This is a genomic window from Isoptericola sp. MSGPD8_1_ISO-PGPR-S23-394 (assembly GCF_058072785.1).
On record NZ_CM176517.1, the window covers coordinates 2,447,127 to 2,462,962 of the forward strand.

The 15,836-nt window shown below is 71.7% G+C and carries 16 protein-coding genes; 6 read left to right on the forward strand and 10 right to left on the reverse strand.

Annotated features, from left to right (window positions below; genetic code table 11):
• Positions 1–29 precede the first annotated feature (29 nt).
• Positions 30–2,828 carry a valine--tRNA ligase gene (gene valS / locus AC3RJ8_RS11235; RefSeq protein ID WP_489712710.1) on the forward strand — a complete coding sequence of 933 codons (2,799 nt, stop codon included), beginning with the start codon at positions 30–32 and terminating at the stop codon, positions 2,826–2,828.
• 136 nt (positions 2,829–2,964) lie between these two features.
• On the opposite strand, the gene AC3RJ8_RS11240 is transcribed toward valS, so the two are convergent.
• A complete protein-coding gene (locus AC3RJ8_RS11240; RefSeq protein ID WP_489712711.1) occupies positions 2,965–4,212 on the reverse strand; it encodes a baeRF2 domain-containing protein in 1,248 nt (415 codons plus the stop codon).
• A 153-nt stretch (positions 4,213–4,365) separates the two neighbouring features.
• Positions 4,366–4,743: a chorismate mutase gene (locus tag AC3RJ8_RS11245; RefSeq protein ID WP_489712712.1), complete on the reverse strand. Its 378-nt coding sequence runs from the start codon at positions 4,741–4,743 to the stop codon at positions 4,366–4,368.
• A gap of 121 nt (positions 4,744–4,864) precedes the next feature.
• Here AC3RJ8_RS11245 and AC3RJ8_RS11250 point away from each other — a divergent pair, with 121 nt between their 5' ends.
• The gene (locus AC3RJ8_RS11250; RefSeq protein WP_489712713.1) at positions 4,865–6,673 is read left to right on the forward strand and encodes an AMP-dependent synthetase/ligase; all 1,809 of its coding nucleotides are present in this window, start codon (positions 4,865–4,867) and stop codon (positions 6,671–6,673) included.
• Positions 6,674–6,687: 14 nt separating this feature from the next.
• Here the strand turns inward: AC3RJ8_RS11250 and clpX are convergent, their stop codons facing one another.
• From clpX to AC3RJ8_RS11265, 3 genes are all read right to left on the reverse strand, one after another.
• A complete protein-coding gene (gene clpX / locus AC3RJ8_RS11255; protein ID WP_489712714.1) occupies positions 6,688–7,953 on the reverse strand; it encodes an ATP-dependent Clp protease ATP-binding subunit ClpX in 1,266 nt (421 codons plus the stop codon).
• A 167-nt stretch (positions 7,954–8,120) separates the two neighbouring features.
• Complete coding sequence (locus AC3RJ8_RS11260; RefSeq protein WP_489712715.1) at positions 8,121–8,846, reverse strand: ATP-dependent Clp protease proteolytic subunit; 726 nt, start codon at positions 8,844–8,846, stop codon at positions 8,121–8,123.
• 51 nt (positions 8,847–8,897) lie between these two features.
• Positions 8,898–9,536 carry an ATP-dependent Clp protease proteolytic subunit gene (locus tag AC3RJ8_RS11265; protein ID WP_489712716.1) on the reverse strand — a complete coding sequence of 213 codons (639 nt, stop codon included), beginning with the start codon at positions 9,534–9,536 and terminating at the stop codon, positions 8,898–8,900.
• Positions 9,537–9,703: 167 nt separating this feature from the next.
• Between AC3RJ8_RS11265 and AC3RJ8_RS11270 the strand changes: the two genes are divergently transcribed.
• Together AC3RJ8_RS11270 and AC3RJ8_RS11275 are read left to right on the forward strand one after the other, a co-directional pair.
• On the forward strand, positions 9,704–10,462 hold the full coding sequence (locus AC3RJ8_RS11270; protein ID WP_489712717.1) for a winged helix-turn-helix transcriptional regulator: 759 nt from the start codon (positions 9,704–9,706) through the stop codon (positions 10,460–10,462).
• Positions 10,462–11,028, forward strand: coding sequence for a dihydrofolate reductase family protein (locus AC3RJ8_RS11275; RefSeq protein ID WP_489712718.1), 567 nt, complete (start codon positions 10,462–10,464; stop codon positions 11,026–11,028). Before AC3RJ8_RS11270 ends, AC3RJ8_RS11275 begins: the two co-directional genes overlap by 1 nt.
• Before the next feature lie 91 nt (positions 11,029–11,119).
• Here AC3RJ8_RS11275 and tig read toward each other — a convergent pair whose 3' ends face one another.
• The 5 genes from tig to AC3RJ8_RS11300 form a co-directional block, all read right to left on the reverse strand.
• Positions 11,120–12,499 carry a trigger factor gene (tig, locus tag AC3RJ8_RS11280; protein WP_489715624.1) on the reverse strand — a complete coding sequence of 460 codons (1,380 nt, stop codon included), beginning with the start codon at positions 12,497–12,499 and terminating at the stop codon, positions 11,120–11,122.
• 227 nt (positions 12,500–12,726) lie between these two features.
• Positions 12,727–13,341 carry a helix-turn-helix domain-containing protein gene (locus AC3RJ8_RS11285; protein WP_489712719.1) on the reverse strand — a complete coding sequence of 205 codons (615 nt, stop codon included), beginning with the start codon at positions 13,339–13,341 and terminating at the stop codon, positions 12,727–12,729.
• Positions 13,342–13,496: 155 nt separating this feature from the next.
• Positions 13,497–13,910 (reverse strand): DUF4190 domain-containing protein, encoded by a 414-nt coding sequence (locus tag AC3RJ8_RS11290; protein WP_489712720.1) that lies wholly within the window; start codon positions 13,908–13,910, stop codon positions 13,497–13,499.
• A 51-nt stretch (positions 13,911–13,961) separates the two neighbouring features.
• The gene (locus tag AC3RJ8_RS11295) at positions 13,962–14,204 is read right to left on the reverse strand and encodes a hypothetical protein (RefSeq protein WP_489712721.1); all 243 of its coding nucleotides are present in this window, start codon (positions 14,202–14,204) and stop codon (positions 13,962–13,964) included.
• Between the two features lie 12 nt (positions 14,205–14,216).
• Entirely contained in the window at positions 14,217–14,966 is a 750-nt protein-coding gene (locus AC3RJ8_RS11300; RefSeq protein WP_489712722.1) for a cation diffusion facilitator family transporter, read from the reverse strand.
• Between the two features lie 151 nt (positions 14,967–15,117).
• Between AC3RJ8_RS11300 and AC3RJ8_RS11305 the strand changes: the two genes are divergently transcribed.
• Positions 15,118–15,480, forward strand: coding sequence for a YidH family protein (locus tag AC3RJ8_RS11305; protein WP_489712723.1), 363 nt, complete (start codon positions 15,118–15,120; stop codon positions 15,478–15,480).
• Positions 15,477–15,824: a DUF202 domain-containing protein gene (locus AC3RJ8_RS11310; protein WP_489712724.1), complete on the forward strand. Its 348-nt coding sequence runs from the start codon at positions 15,477–15,479 to the stop codon at positions 15,822–15,824. The genes AC3RJ8_RS11305 and AC3RJ8_RS11310 overlap by 4 nt, the downstream gene beginning before the upstream one ends.
• Positions 15,825–15,836 lie beyond the last annotated feature (12 nt).

Consider the following 15,836-nt stretch of genomic DNA (forward strand, 5'->3'; position numbering starts at 1 on the left):
CGGAGCGCGATCTGGGACAATGGCTGACCATGAGCGACTTCCCGAGCACCGGGGCCCGCGCGCAGTCCGACGCGGCCCTCGCACAGACCTCCGCACCCACCACCGGTACCGGTCAGGCCGGCGACGTCGTGCGCGCGGTGGTCCGGGAGGTACCCGAGAAGGTCAGCACGGACGGTCTCGAGCAGAAGTTCGACGAGCGCTGGTCGGCCGAGGGCACCTTCGCCTTCGACCGCGCAGCGACCCGCGAGCAGGTCTACTCGATCGACACCCCGCCGCCCACCGTCTCCGGCTCCCTGCACGTCGGTCACGTGTTCAGCTACACCCACACCGACGTGGTCGCCCGCTTCCAGCGGATGCGGGGCAAGGAGGTCTTCTACCCCATGGGGTGGGACGACAACGGCCTGCCCACCGAGCGTCGCGTGCAGAACTACTTCGGCGTGCGGTGCGACCCCTCCCTCCCCTACACCGAGGGCTTCCAGCCTCCGCACCAGGGCACCGACGGCAAGAACGTCAAGCCCGCGGACCAGGTCCCGGTCAGCCGCCGCAACTTCATCGAGCTGTGCGAGCGCCTCACCGCCGACGACGAGCGTCAGTTCGAGGAGCTGTGGCGCCGGCTCGGACTGAGCGTCGACTGGTCGCAGACCTACCAGACGATCGACGCGACGTCACGCGCGGCCTCGCAGCGGGCGTTCCTGCGCAACCTCGCACGCGGCGAGGCCTACCAGGCCGAGGCGCCGGGCCTGTGGGACGTGACGTTCCAGACGGCCGTCGCCCAGGCCGAGCTCGAGGCGCGCGAGTACCCGGGCCACTACCACCGCGTGGCGTTCCACCGCGCCGGGTCCGAGGGCGCACCGGCCCAGCCCGTCTACATCGAGACGACCCGGCCGGAGCTGCTGCCCGCCGTCGTCGCCCTCATCGCCCACCCGGACGACGAGCGCTACCAGGACCTCTTCGGCACCACGGTGACGTCGCCGCTGTTCGGCGTCGAGATCCCCGTGCTGGCGCACCCGGCCGCCTCGATGGACAAGGGTGCGGGCATCGCGATGTGCTGCACGTTCGGCGACCTGACCGACGTGCAGTGGTGGCGCGAGCTGCAGCTGCCGACCCGCTCCGTCATCGGGCGCGACGGGCGGCTGCACCGCGAGACGCCGGAGTGGATCGCCGCGGGCCCCGGTGCCGCGCTCTACGCCGAGGGCCTCGCCGGCAAGACCACCTTCAGCGCCCGCAAGGCCCTCGTCGAAGCGCTCGTCGAGTCCGGCGACCTGGACGGCGAGCCGAAGGCCACCCAGCGCATGACGAACTTCTACGAGAAGGGCGACAAGCCCCTCGAGATCGTGACCTCGCGCCAGTGGTACATCCGCAACGGCGGCCGGGACTGGGACGAGCGCGACCTGAAGGCCGAGCTGCTCGCCCGCGGCAAGGAGCTCGACTTCCACCCCGACTTCATGCGCGTGCGCTACGAGAACTGGGTCGGCGGGCTGAACGGCGACTGGCTGGTCTCCCGGCAGCGCTTCTTCGGCGTGGCCGTACCCGTCTGGTATCGCGTGGACGAGGCCGGCGACGTCGACCACGACCGCCCGATCGTGCCGGCCGAGGCCGACCTCCCGGTGGACCCGACGTCGCAGGCGCCCGCGGGCTACGACGAGACCCAGCGCGGTGCGCCCGGCGGCTTCGTCGGCGACGCCGACGTCATGGACACCTGGGCGACCTCCTCGCTGACGCCGCTCCTCGTCTCCGGCTGGGAACGCGACGCCGACCTCTTCGAGCGCGTCTACCCCATGGACCTGCGTCCGCAGGGCCAGGACATCATCCGTACCTGGCTGTTCTCCTCGGTGGTGCGTTCGCACCTCGAGTGCGGCGTGCTGCCCTGGAAGAACGCGGCGATCAGCGGCTGGATCCTCGATCCGGACCGCAAGAAGATGTCCAAGTCCAAGGGCAACGTCGTCACCCCGATGGACCTGCTCGTCGAGCACGGCTCGGACGCGGTGCGCTACTGGGCCGCCGCGGCGCGCCTGGGCACCGACGCGGCCTTCGAGGTGGGGCAGATGAAGATCGGTCGCCGGCTGGCGATCAAGGTCCTCAACGCCTCGAAGTTCGCCCTCACCTTCGGCGTCGACCCGGAGACGGGTGCGGGCGAGATCGTCCTCGACCCCGACGCGGTGACGGTCCCGCTCGACCGCGCGATGCTGGCCGGCCTGGCCGACGTCGTCGACCAGGCCACGGCGGCGCTGGAGGCCTACGACCACACGCGGGCGCTCGAGATCACCGAGTCGTACTTCTGGGCGTTCTGCGACGACTACCTCGAGCTCGTCAAGGACCGCGCCTACGGCGCGGGCGCCACCGCGGACGACCTGTCGGCCGAGACCGTGTCGGCACGGACCGCGCTGGCGATCGCCCTCGACGTGATGCTGCGCCTGCTGGCACCGTTCATCCCGTTCGCCACCGAGGAGGTCTGGTCCTGGTGGCGCACCGGGTCCGTGCACCGCGCCGAGTGGCCGACGGCGGAGCCGCTGCGGGCGGCGGCCGACGGCGCGGACGCGCTGGACCTCACCGCGGCCGGGCATGCACTCGCCTCGCTGCGCAAGCTGAAGTCCGCGGCCAAGGTCTCCATGAAGACGCCGATCCTGTCCGCGACGGTCGCGGTACCGGCCGGGCTCCTGCCCGGGGTGCGTGCGGCGATCGACGACGTCCGCGGCGCCGGCCGCGCCACCGGCGATCTCGAGCTGGTCGAGGCGGCCGCGGGCCAGGGCGACCCGGACGTGCAGGGCGGGATCGTCGTCCTGCGGCACGAGCTCGGCGAGCCGCCGGCCAAGAAGCCTCGCGGATGACGACCGGCTCCGCTCCGGGGGAGGCACGACCGCGCACGGTCGCGTTCACGGGCGCTGCGCGCCCTCCACTTCCGGTCTGACGACCGCGCGCGGTCGCCCCTCCCCCGGACCTCGGTTCGTCGTCAGAGAGCGCTCGTCAGAGCGCTCTGAGCCGCCCCCCGTCACCGCTCATCGAGGCGGCCGACTCGTGCGGGGTGCCGTCGTCCTCCCACCGGAGCGTCGCACCGACCCCGTCCATCAGCTCCACCGACCCCTGGGGGGCGAAGACCAGGCCGGAGTCCTGCCCCACCGCCGCTCGCATCAGGGCCGAGGCCACGGGCAGCTCCTCCAGGCCCTTGTTGACCCCGAGCCCCTCGAGCTGAGCCCTGGCGACACCGATGTGGAGCGGGTCCGGGCCGATCCAGAGCTGTCGGCCGTTCAGCAGCGAGCCGGCGTCCGGACCGTTCTCGGCGCCGTCGGTCCACGACCGCAGGGCGCGCGCCGCGTCGTCCGCCAGCTGCTCGGACAGCACGAGGTGCTTGACCTGGCCCCGTGACAGCACGGCGACGACGTCTTCGACACCGGCGACGGCGCCGCTGTCCCGCCCGAGCCCTTCGCGCAGCTCCGCGAGCACCTGCTCGCTGCGCCGGGCACGGAACGAGTCGAGGGCGTCGGCCACGGCCTCGGCGAACGCCTCCTGGTGCACCCCGGCGTCACGGCCTCCCCCGGCGACCTCGACGGTCACCTCGGTCGCCTGCTGGCCGAGCTCGCCGCGGACCAGGTTGACGGCCCGGACGTCTCCGGTGAGCAGCACGACCTCGGGACGCTGGGAGGCGACCCTCCGGTCGATCTCGCCGGCGACCGCCTCGGCGTTGCGGCGCCAGGAGTCCTCCGCCCGCGACTCGATGGTGGCACGCTTCGTCGACGTACTCGACGTCTTGGACAGCTCGTCGTGCCCACCCTCGAACGTGTCGGGCTCACCGGTGCGGGCACCGTCGGTGCCGACCGGGAAGAAGTCCGCGCCCTGGCGGTCCACCGCGACGCAGAGGGCGTCCACCGCCTCGTCGGCGGAGCGGGCCGCCTGGAGCAGCGAGGGCACCCGGTGCCAGACGGCGGCCATGACCGAGGGCGGTTCGCGCAGCACCCGGTCGACGAGCACCCCGCCGGCGTCCGCGATGAGCACCCTCCCGTGGGGTCCCCGGACCCTGGTGGGGCGGTCGACCGCCTCGTCGAGCTCGGCAAGGACGGGGTCCGGTGCGCCCTGCTTCGACAGGTTCTTGCGCAGCGCCCGCCAGCGGTTCGCCACGTCCCGGTCGCCGGCCTCGACCGATCGCGTCGCGTCCAGATAGACGGTGGCGAACGGGCCGGGGTGGCCGACCAGGGGCTTGATCCATTCGATCGTCATGCAGGGTCTCCCTCGCGTCGGTCGACTGTGTCTCCCAGCGTGCGACGGATCCCCGCTATGCGCCACCCGCGATGCGGGGGCGCTTCCCTGCACGCTCCGCCAGGCCCGCGACGAGCGCGGGTCCACCGTGCCGGACTGCTACCTCGGACCCCTTCAACTGTAGGTGTCCAGCGGAGGCGCGTTGCCCGCGCGGCGCCCGGCCTCGTGCTCGGCAGCGATGCGCTCGTGGTGGCGGATGACCTCCGAGACGATGAAGTGGCGGAACTCCTCGGCGAACTGCGGGTCGAGGCCCGCGCCGGCGGCGATCGTCTTGAGCCGCTCGATCTGCTGGCGGTCCCGCTGCGGGTCGGCCGGCGGGAGACCGTCCGTCGCCTTGAGCTCGCCCACCCGCTCGGTCGCCCGGAACCTCTCGGCCAGCAGGTGCACCAGCGCCGCATCGATGTTGTCGATGGTGCTGCGCAACGCGAGAATCTCGGGCGGGAGGGCCCGGCCGGTCGCGGGGACGGGTGCTTCGTCGAAGGGCTGAGCCATGCCTCGATCCTACGGTCGCCGGTCCCCGCCCGCGGGCGTGACCGGCATGTGACCTTCACCGTGTAGTGTCCTGCAGGCTCCGCGCCCGGGGCCGCACCGTCCGTAGCCGGAGACACTCTCGATGAACCATGCCGCGACGCCCAGCCTCGTGGAGGTGCCCGCGGGTACCAGCATCACCACCCTCCTCGCCGACCGGGTCGACCGGACCGGTCACGGACCGCTCCTCGAGCGGCGTGACGGGGACGGCTGGACTCCCGTCTCCGCCCACGAGTTCGACGCGGACGTCCTCGCCGTGGCGCGCGGCCTGGTCGCCCTCGGGGTGGGCCCCGGCGACCGGGTGGCGATCATGAGCCGCACCCGGTACGAGTGGACGCTGCTCGACTTCGCGATCTGGACGGCCGGCGCCGTCCCGGTCCCCGTTTACGAGACCAGCTCGCCCGAGCAGGTGCACTGGATCCTGTCGGACGCCCGGGTGCGGCTCGCCGTCGTGGAGACGCCCGCCCACGCCGACGCCGTCGGGCAGGTCGACGCGGACCTGAGCGACCTGGAGCGGGTCCTGGTGCTCGACGGCGGCGCCTGCGGCCGGCAGGACACAGCGTTGGCGACCCTTCGCGCGGCCGGTCGCAGCGTCTCGAACCGCGACCTCCTCGCCCGCCGTGATGCCGTCGGCCCCGACGACCTCGCCACGATCGTCTACACCTCCGGCTCGACCGGCCGGCCCAAGGGCGCCGAGCTGACGCACCGGGCGTTCTGCCACCTCGCGCTCAACGCCCAGCAGGCGCTGCCCGACGTCGTCGCCGCCCGGGACGCGCGGACCCTGCTGTTCCTGCCGCTCGCGCACGTCTTCGCCCGCCTGATCCAGGTCGCCGCGATCGCGGGCACCACCGTCGTGGGCCACTCGGGCGACGTGAAGAACCTGGTGCCGGACCTGCGCGCGTTCCGGCCGACCTATCTCCTCGCGGTGCCCCGCGTGTTCGAGAAGGTCTACCACTCCGCCGAGCAGTCGGCGGGTGGCGGGCTGCGGGGCCGGCTCTTCGCCTGGTGCGCGCAGGTGGCGACGGACTGGTCGCGGGCCCTGGACGACGGCGGGCCGGGCCTCGCGCTGCGGCTGCGGCACGCGCTCGCCGACCGGCTCGTCCTCGCCCGCCTGCGCGCCGCCATGGGCGGCCGGGTGCGCCACGCGATCTCCGGGGGCGCGCCGCTGGGCGAACGGCTCGGGCACTTCTTCCGGGGCGCGGGCCTGAGCATCCTCGAGGGCTACGGCCTGACCGAGACGACCGCCCCGACGGCGGTCAACCTGCCGGGGTCGATGTCCGTCGGGACGGTCGGCCCGCCGTTCCCCGGCACGGAGATCCGGATCGCGGCCGGCGGCGAGGTCCAGGTCCGGGGACCGCACGTCATGCGCGGGTACGCGAACGACCCCGCGCGCACGGCCGAGACGTTCGACGGCGACTGGTTCCGCACGGGCGACCTGGGGGCTCTCGACGCGTCCGGCCACCTGAGGCTGACCGGCCGCGCCAAGGAGATCATCGTGACGGCCGGCGGGAAGAACGTGGCTCCCGGCCCGCTCGAGGACCGCGTGCGTGCCCACGCCCTGGTGTCCCAGGTGGTCGTCGTGGGCGACGACCGGCCGTTCGTCGCGGCGCTGCTCACCCTGGACCCCGAGCTGCTCGGCGGCTGGCTCGCGGCGCGGGGGCTGCCCCGGTCCGACGCCCGCACGGCGCGGCACCGGCCGGAGGTGCTCGCCGCGTTGCAGGCAGCGGTCGACGACGCGAACTCGACGGTCTCGCGGGCCGAGCAGATCCGCGCGTTCCGGGTGCTGGACTCCGACCTCACCGAGTCCCGCGGTCACCTCACCCCGTCGATGAAGGTCCGCCGGTCCGCCGTCGTCAAGGACTTCGCCGACGAGATCGACGCGATCTACGGCTGATCCGGGGCGCGGCGTCAGGCGGACTTGCGGTTGCGCACCGGACCGGAGGACCGCGGCACGATCGTCGGGTTGACGTTCTCCTCGACGACGTCGCGCGTGATGACGACGCCCTCGACGTCGTCGCGGCTGGGCACGTCGAACATCACCTGCTGGAGGACCTCCTCCATGATCGCCCGCAGCCCGCGGGCGCCGGTGCCGCGGAGCAGCGCCTGCTCGGCGATGGCGTCGATGGCGTCGTCCGCGAACTCGAGGCGGACCCCGTCGATCTCGAACATGCGCTGGTACTGCTTGACGAGCGCGTTGCGGGGTTCCGTGAGGATCCGCACCAGGGCTTCTCGATCGAGCGGGGAGACCGAGGCGATGACCGGCAGGCGACCGATGAACTCGGGGATCAGCCCGTACTTGTGCAGGTCCTCGGGCCGGACCTCGGAGAACAGGTCCTCGTTGACGCTCGACTCCATCGGCGCGGAGAACCCGATGCCCCGCTTGCGGGCGCGGGCGGCGATGAGGTCGTCCAGCCCCGCGAACGCGCCGGCCACGATGAACAGCACGTTCGACGTGTCGATCTGGATGAACTCCTGGTGCGGGTGCTTGCGCCCGCCCTGCGGAGGCACCGAGGCGCTGGTGCCCTCGATGATCTTCAGCAAGGCTTGCTGCACGCCTTCGCCGGAGACGTCACGCGTGATCGACGGGTTCTCCGCCTTGCGGGCCACCTTGTCGACCTCGTCGATGTAGATGATGCCCGTCTCGGCCTTCTTGACGTCGTAGTCGGCGGCCTGGATGAGCTTGAGCAGGATGTTCTCGACGTCCTCGCCCACGTAGCCCGCCTCGGTGAGGGCCGTGGCGTCCGCGATCGCGAACGGGACGTTGAGCAGCTTGGCGAGCGTCTGGGCCAGGTACGTCTTGCCCGTACCGGTGGGGCCGACCAGCAGGATGTTCGACTTGGAGATCTCGACGGAGTCGTCGTCGTCCTTGGCCGGCGGTGGTGCCTGGACCCGCTTGTAGTGGTTGTACACCGCGACGGCGAGCGCCCGCTTCGCCGGCTCCTGCCCGATCACGTACTGCTCGAGGAACGCGAAGATCTCCCGCGGCTTGGGCAGCTCGGTCATCCCGACCTCGGTGGCCTCGCCGAGCTCCTCCTCGATGATCTCGTTGCACAGGTCGATGCACTCGTCGCAGATGTACACGCCCGGCCCGGCGATGAGCTTCTTGACCTGTTTTTGAGACTTGCCGCAGAACGAGCACTTGAGCAGGTCTGCGCCGTCACCGATTCGAGCCACCTCGGGCCTCCTTGTCTCGTGCAGGGCCGTCTCGTGCAGGTCCTTCGCCCATTCCACACCACCCGGGCCCCGTTGTCAGCACGATATGCCCGGTGTGGCGCGACCCGGGGCGACCGACGATCGTCGGCGCCCCGGGTCGCGGCCCGCCGAGGGGCCGCTGCGGCCGCTCAGCTCTCGAGCTGCGGGACCTTGCGGGACTCGAGCACCTGGTCGACCAGACCGTAGTCCTTGGCCTGCGCGGCCGTGAGGATCTTGTCCCGCTCGATGTCGTCGCGGATCTCCGTGACGTCCTTGCCGGTGTGCTGCGCGAGCGTCGTCTCCAGCCACTCCCGCATCCGGATGAGCTCGTTGGCGTGGATCTCGATGTCGGAGGCCTGCGCGTAGCCACCGTTCTCCATCGCCGGCTGGTGGATCAGCACGCGGGCGTTGGGCAGCGCGAGACGCTTGCCCCGCTGCCCGGCGGCGAGCAACACGGCCGCCGCCGACGCCGCCTGACCCAGGCACACCGTCTGGATCTGCGGCTTGATGAACTGCATCGTGTCGTACAGCGCCGTCATGGCCGTGAACGACCCGCCCGGCGAGTTGATGTAGATCATGATGTCGCGGTCAGGGTCCTGGGACTCCAGGACCAGCAGCTGCGCCATCACGTCGTCGGCGGAGGCGTCGTCGACCTGGACGCCCAGGAAGATGATGCGGTCCTCGAACAGCTTGGTGTACGGGTCCTGGCGCTTGAAGCCGTACGGCGTGCGCTCCTCGAACTGGGGCAGCACATAGCGTGCGGACGGCGCGGCGGTGCTCGATCCGTACGGCATCGCGACGCCACCCGGGCGTGCGGCACCACCGGCGAGGCGCTCGGCCGTCATGGCGAACTGGTACTCGGGCGAGTGGCTCATGGTTCTCCTCGGAACAAGAATGGTCTGGCGACCGGAGGTCGATGGGTGGTGTCAGCCGGCGTTGGTGCCACCGCCACCGGCGACCGACGACGCCGTGTCGACCACGCGGTCGACGAAGCCGTACTCGAGCGCCTCGGCCGCCGTGAACCAGCTGTCGCGGTCGTTGTCCTTGAGGATCTTCTCGAGCGGCTGCCCCGTCTGCTCCGCCGTGAGCTCGGCGAGCACCTTCTTCATGTGCATGATGAGCTGGGCGCCGATGCGCACGTCCGTCGCGGTGCCGCCGACGCCGCCCGAGGGCTGGTGCATCAGCACGCGGGCGTGGGGCGTGATGTAGCGCTTGCCCTTCGCACCGGAGGACAGCAGGAACTGCCCCATCGACGCGGCCATGCCCATGGCCACCGTGGCGACGTCCGGCTGGATGAACTGCATGGTGTCGTAGATCGCCATGCCCGCCGTGATGGAGCCACCCGGGGAGTTGATGTAGAGGTAGATGTCCTTGTCGGGGTCCTCGGCCGCCAGGAGCATCAGCTGGGCGCAGATCGCGTTGGCGTTGTCGTCGCGCACCTCCGAACCCAGCCAGATGATGCGCTCCCTGAGGAGCCGGTTGTAGATGGAGTCGTTGAGGCCCAGGCCCTGTCCTTCGGACCGGGCCTGGGGTGCCGCCTGGTCCACCTGCAGCAGGTCGTTCACGTCCGTCTCCTTCGGTTCGCTGTCGCTCGACCCTAACGCGCCCTGGCGGGCCGAAGAGTCCCCGGTACGCCCTGTTTCGCTGCGGGCGCACAGCGTCCCGGATCTGGTCACTTGCTATACGCACGTTTTTACTTGTCAATAACAAGCAAACTCGGTAGGGTCACCGCATGCGAACGTATGCCGATGCCTGCGGGATCACGCGGGCGCTCGACGTCGTCGGCGAGCGCTGGGCGATTCCGGTCGTGCGGGAGCTGATCTTCGGTCCGCGCCGCTACTCGGACCTCGCTGCTGCCATGCCCGGAGTGAGCACGAACATCTTGGGCGCGCGGCTCAAGGACCTCATCGAGGCGGGGGTGGCGACCAAGCATCGGCTGCCTCCGCCGGCCGCCGCCACCGTCTATGAGCTCACCCCGTGGGGCGCCGCGCTCGAACCGGTGCTGCTCGCCCTGGGGCACTGGGCGGCGCACACTCCGACCAACCTCACCGAGCAGGCCTTGAGCGCCTCCTCGTTCGCACTGTCGCTGAGGACGACCTTCGACCCCGGTGCTGCAGCCGCTGTGGACGTCGATCTCGTCCTCGTCCTCGGCACGGACGTCTTCGAAGCCCGGGTCGCCCGGGGGTCGTTCACGATCCGACGCGTCGACCCGACGGGCACTGGCGCAACCGGACGCCCGCTCGCCACGGAAGCGCGGGTGGAGGCCGATCCGAAGACGCTCGCCGCCCTGGTCTTCCAGAACCTCGACCCGGCCCGGGCGAGCCGCGAAGGGACAGCCCGTATCGACGCGCCGCCGGGCACGTTCGAGACCTTCGCTCGATGCTTCATGCTGCCCAGCCCGCCTGACGAGAGGAACCACATGAGCACGGCTGCCACCGACACCTCGATCCCCCGCTCGCAGACCTCCCGCGCCCGCGAGCAGGCGCGCTGATGGGCCGCCTCATCGTCTGCGAGTTCATGTCCCTCGACGGCCGGTTCGAGGGCCCTCCCGGCCAGGAGATGGACTGGGTCCGGCGCGCGTTCAGCCCGCAGCTCGAACAGGATCTGGCCCGGCAGTACGCGCTGCTCGGCGCATTCGTCATGGGCCGACGGACGTTCGACGCCCTCGCCTCCTACTGGCCCACGCCTGACGCCACGCACGAGTACCTGGTCGATGCCATGAACGACATGCCCAAGCTCGTGGTCTCCCGCCACACCGACGTCAGCGCATGGCAGCACTCCCGCCACCTCGGGCCCACGCCCTTCGTCGCGTTGGAGCACGAGCTGGCCGAACGCGGAGACATCATGCTCATCGGCAGCCGCGACATCGCTCATCAGCTCGCCGAGGCCGACCTCGTCGACGAGTATCGCCTGCCGGTCTTCCCGGAGACCCTGGGCCGAGGTCGGTCGCTCTTCCCGCAGAGCGGCCCGCCGAGCTCCTGGGTGACGACCCGTGCCGAACGGTTCGACTCCGGTGTGACGGCCCTCGACGTCGTGAGGCCCGCCCTCGCACCCTGACGAACGGGACCAGTCCCGGCACGACCCGGGACGACTACGGCCCGCACCTTCCGTGCGGAAGGTGCGGGCCGTCGTCGTCGTGAGGGGAGGCTCAGGCCTTGGCCTGCTCCTCGGTCGACTCGCCCTCGGAGGTCTCCTCCGTGGCGGTCTCCTCCTCGGCGGCGTCCTCCGCCGCTGCGGCCTCGGCCGCGTCGTCCTCGGCCGTGCCGATGAACTCGGTCAGGTCGACGACGTTGCCGTCGCCGTCCTTGACCTCGATGTCGCGCAGCGCGACGGCGAGGGCCTTGGAGCGCGCGACCTCGCCGACCATCGCGGGGATCTGCCCGCCCTGGTCGAGGGTCTGGATGAACTGCTGCGGCTCCATGCCGTACTGCTGGGAGGCCTGCACCAGGTACTCGATGAGCTCACCCTGGCCCACCTGGACCTTGAGCTCCTCGGCGAGGGTGTCGAGCAGGATCTGGTTCTTGATCGCCTTGGTGGCGTCGACCGTGACCTCGGCGCGGTGCTCCTCGTCCTCCAGGCGGCCCTCCTGCTCGAGGTGGCGGTGCACCTCGGCCTCGACGACGCCCTGCGGCACGGGGATCTCGACGGCCTTGAGGAGCTTCTCGAGCAGGGCGTCGCGGGCGGCGACGGCCTGGTTCGAGGTCTTGGAGGACGCGACCTGCTCGCGCAGGTCCGCCTTCAGCTCGTCGAGGGTGTCGAACTCCGACGCCATCTGCGCGAAGTCGTCGTCCGCCTCGGGCAGCTCGCGCTCCTTGACGGAGGTGGCGGTGACCGTGACGGTCGCCTCGTCACCGGCGTGCTCGCCGCCGGCGAGGTTCGAGGCGAACGTCGTGGTCTCGTCGGCGGACAGGCCGGTGAGTGCCTCGTCCAGGCCCTCGAGCATGTTGCCGGCGCCGATCTGGTAGGAGACGCCGGAGACCGAGTCGATCTCCTCGTCGCCGATGACGGCCTTGAGGTCGATGACGACGTAGTCGCCCTCGACGGCGGGGCGGTCGACGCCCACGAGGGTGCCGAAGCGCTCGCGCAGGGAGTCGAGGCGCTCGTCCACGTCGGCGTCGGCGACCTCGGTCGACTCGACGGTCAGCTCGAGGCCGGACAGCTCGGGCAGCGTGAGCTCGGGGCGGACCTCGACCTCGGCGACGAAGGCGAGCTGGCCCTCGCCGGCCTTCTCCGGGATCTCGGTGACCTCGACCTCGGGCTGGCCCAGCGGGCGCAGCTCGCTCTCGTTGACGGCGTCCCGGTAGAAGCCCGACAGGCCCTCGTTGACGGCGTGCTCGACGACGGCACCCCAGCCGACCCGCTGATCGATGATGCGCGGGGGGACCTTGCCCTTGCGGAAGCCCGGGATGTTCACCTGCTCCGCGATGTGCTTGTAGGCGTGGTCGATGCTCGGCTTGAGCTCGTCGTACTCCACCTCGACGGTCAGCTTGACCTTGGTGGGGTCCAGGGTCTCGACGGCGCTCTTCACTTCGATGGTCTCCAACGTGTCGGGTGCGTGCGCGCGCGTCTCGCCGGTAGGTGCCGGGCTGTGTGCTGCGGCGCTGGATGCTGTGCTGTGGACGTGCTCTGTGTGAACCGGAGCCCTTACGGCAGGCGTACGGGCAACCCATCGATCATACGCCACATGGCCTTGCGGCCGGCACGGCCGGACGGCGTGCGGCGGTGGCGTCCGCCACTGCCGCGTGCGAGGTGCCGTCAGCCCTTCGCGCGGGGCCGGACTCGCGTGTGCGCACGCTGCCCCTGCTTGCCGAAGAGGCTGAGCAGCTCGACCGCACCGTCGTCGGCGGGCCCGAACCAGTGCGGCACCCGGGTGTCGAACTCCGCGGCCTCGCCCGGGCCCATGACGAGGTCGTGGTGCCCCAGGACCAGGCGGAGCCGGCCGCTCAGCACGTAGCACCACTCGTAGCCCTCGTGGGTACGCAGGTCGGGATCGCCGGACCGGGCGCCGGCCTCGATGATCAGCTTGTAGGCGCCGATCTCGGCGGCACCGGGGGTCAGCGCGAGAGAGGTGACCCCGTCGGCCGTCACCGGCTCCGGATGCACGCGCGGGTCACCCGTGGCCGGTGCGTCCACCAGGTCGTCGAGGGCGACCCCGTGCGCCCGCGCCAGCGGCAGCAGCAGCTCGAGGGAGGGCTTGCGCAGACCCGACTCGAGGCGCGACAGGGTGCTGACGGAGATGCCGGTCTGCGCGGCCAGCGTCGCGAGGGTCACGCCGCGCTCGGTGCGCAGGGTCCGCAGCCGCGGGCCGACGGTACCGAGGGTCGCGGCGAGGTCGGTACCGGTCCGGCCGTCGTGGTCGTGGTGCGCCATGCCACCATCTTGCTACCCCAGCAACACTGCGTGCGCTCGGTGAGGGCGGTTCTCAGGCCAGGTCCGTGAGCGGCGCACCGGCCCTCGTCGTGACCCGGGGCGCACGACGGCCCGCCACCGGCATCGTGCCGAGGCGGGCCGTCGCGGGCAGCGGGTCAGCCGCAGGTGTAGGTGACGCCGTTCTCGATGTGCGTACCCGGCCCGAGGTCGTTGCACACCTCGAGGACGTGCGCCACACCGAGGCCGATCGCGATCGATGCGATGATGACGCCGACGAGCACGAGGCTGCTCACGATGATGCCCGCCACCGCGATGCCGTTCGACTGGCCGGCCTTCTTCGACTTGCGCAGGCCGACGATGGACAGGATGAGCCCGACGAGCGAGAGCGGCCCCAGGAACCCGAGGACCAGGCCGACGATGCCCATCGTCTTGCCCGGGTTCTCGGCCGGGGGCTGACCGTAGGCGGGCGCGGGCGGACCCGCGGGGTAGGAATCCTGCGCACCGGCGGGGTAGGACCCGTCAGGGCCGGTGGACGGGTTCTGCGGGACGTTCGGGTCCGGCGTGGTCATGGTTCTCCAGGTGAAAGTCGGCCGAAAATGGTCGAAGTCAGACGGCGAGGATCATGCCAGAGGTGCGCCGTCGGGGCGAGGACCCGCGCCGGGGGCCAGTGATGGTTCCTCCGGGGTCGACACCGTGAAGACGGCACCACTGATCGGGCCCACCCGCACCGCTGGCCGTTCGAGCTCGTCGAGCCGCCGGGCCACCGCCACCTCCTGCTCGTCGCCGAGCAGGTCGACGCTGGCGGTGAGGTAGAGGGACCGCGGGCCGACGAACTCCAGGCGCAGATAGGTGACGCGCTCCACCTGCGGCAGCGACTACAGGTGGCGCAGCACGGCGTCGCGCGTGGCAGGCTGGGCCACCTCGCCGACCAGGAACCGCCGGTTGCGGTCGACCAGGACGACGGACACGATCGCGAGCAGCACGCCGATAGCGATGGACCCGACCGCGTCCGGCACGGCGGACCCCGTGAGCTGATGAGCGAGGATCCCGGCGAACGCGACCTCCAGGCCGACCAGTGCCGCGGCGTCCTCGGCCACCACAGCGCGCAACGTGGGGTCGGACGTGACCACGACGTGCCGCACGACGTCGCGTCGCACCTCCCGCGCCTCGGCGCGGGCCTGCCGCCACGCCCGTACGAACGACACACCCTCGAGCACGAAGGCCAGTGCCAGCACGCCGTAGGCGATGCCGAAGTCCTCCGCCGGCTGCGGGTCCAGCAGCTCCTGGACCCCGTGCGTGATCGACACGCCCGCCCCGACGGCGAAGAGCCCGATCGCGGCGAACATGGACCACACGTACGCCTCGCGACCGAACCCGACGGGGTGGTCACGGTCGGCGGGCCGACGCGACCGCTTGTCCGCGACGAGCAGGAACACCTCGTTGCCGGTGTCGGCCCAGGAGTGCACCGCCTCCGCGAGCATCGACGCCGACCCGGTGAGCACGGCGGCGGCGGACTTGGCGAGGGCGACCAGCGCGTTGGCGGCGGACGCCACGGCGACGGTGACCGTGCTCGCGGAGGACTCGTCGCGCCCGCTCGCCAGTCGGGCCGTGGTGTCGGTGCTCATGTGCGCCCCCTCCGCTCGTCGCGCCCAAACTACGGTGCGCGGGCCGCCGGTGCTCGGTGGACACCGCCGTCGCACCGCACCGCCGCGCCGTCCGGCTCGCCAGGTGCCAGGATGGCGGCGACGCATCGCGTGAGAGGAGACGGGTCGACCCATGGCCGCCGAACGCTTCCCCCGGTGGGTGTACTCCCGGGGCACCGAGCCCGACGCGCGGTTCTCCCTGGCCAACGAGCGCACGATCCTCGCCTGGGTGCGCACGTCGCTCGGGCTGCTCGCCGGGGGCACGGCGCTGGAGGCCCTCGACCTGCCGATGGAACCGACCCTGCGCCTGGCTGCCGCGATCGTGCTGCTCGTCGCCGGATCGACGGTCCCCGTGGTCGCCGCCGTCGAGTGGGCGCGGACCGAACGGGCCATGCGTGAGGACGCACCCCTGCCCGGCGCGATCACCGGGTTCGTGCTCGTGGTGACGGTGACCGTGGTCGGGGTCCTGGCACTGCTCGCCCTGCTGCTGCGATGACCGACCCGGCCGAGGTGCCCGACCGGTCGGCCGAGCGCGGACTGGCCGCCGAGCGGACCGCACTCGCCTGGCGGCGCACCCTGCTGTCGTTCATGGCGGCCGCCCTGGTGACCGTGCAGGTCTTCCCGACCGTGCAGGGCTCGCGGTCGCTCGCCCTCGCCGTCGGCGTCCTGCTGGTGGCCACTCCCCCGCTGTGGTGGTTCGCCCAGCAGCACGCGCGCCACACCGACGCCCGCCTGCGGCAGGAGACGCCCCGGCTGCGGCACGGCCGGCGCATCGCGATCATCTGTGCCGGGACCTGCCTGCTCGGCCTCGGCGGCGTGGCGCTGGTCCTCGCGTTCTGACGTCCGCCGAGG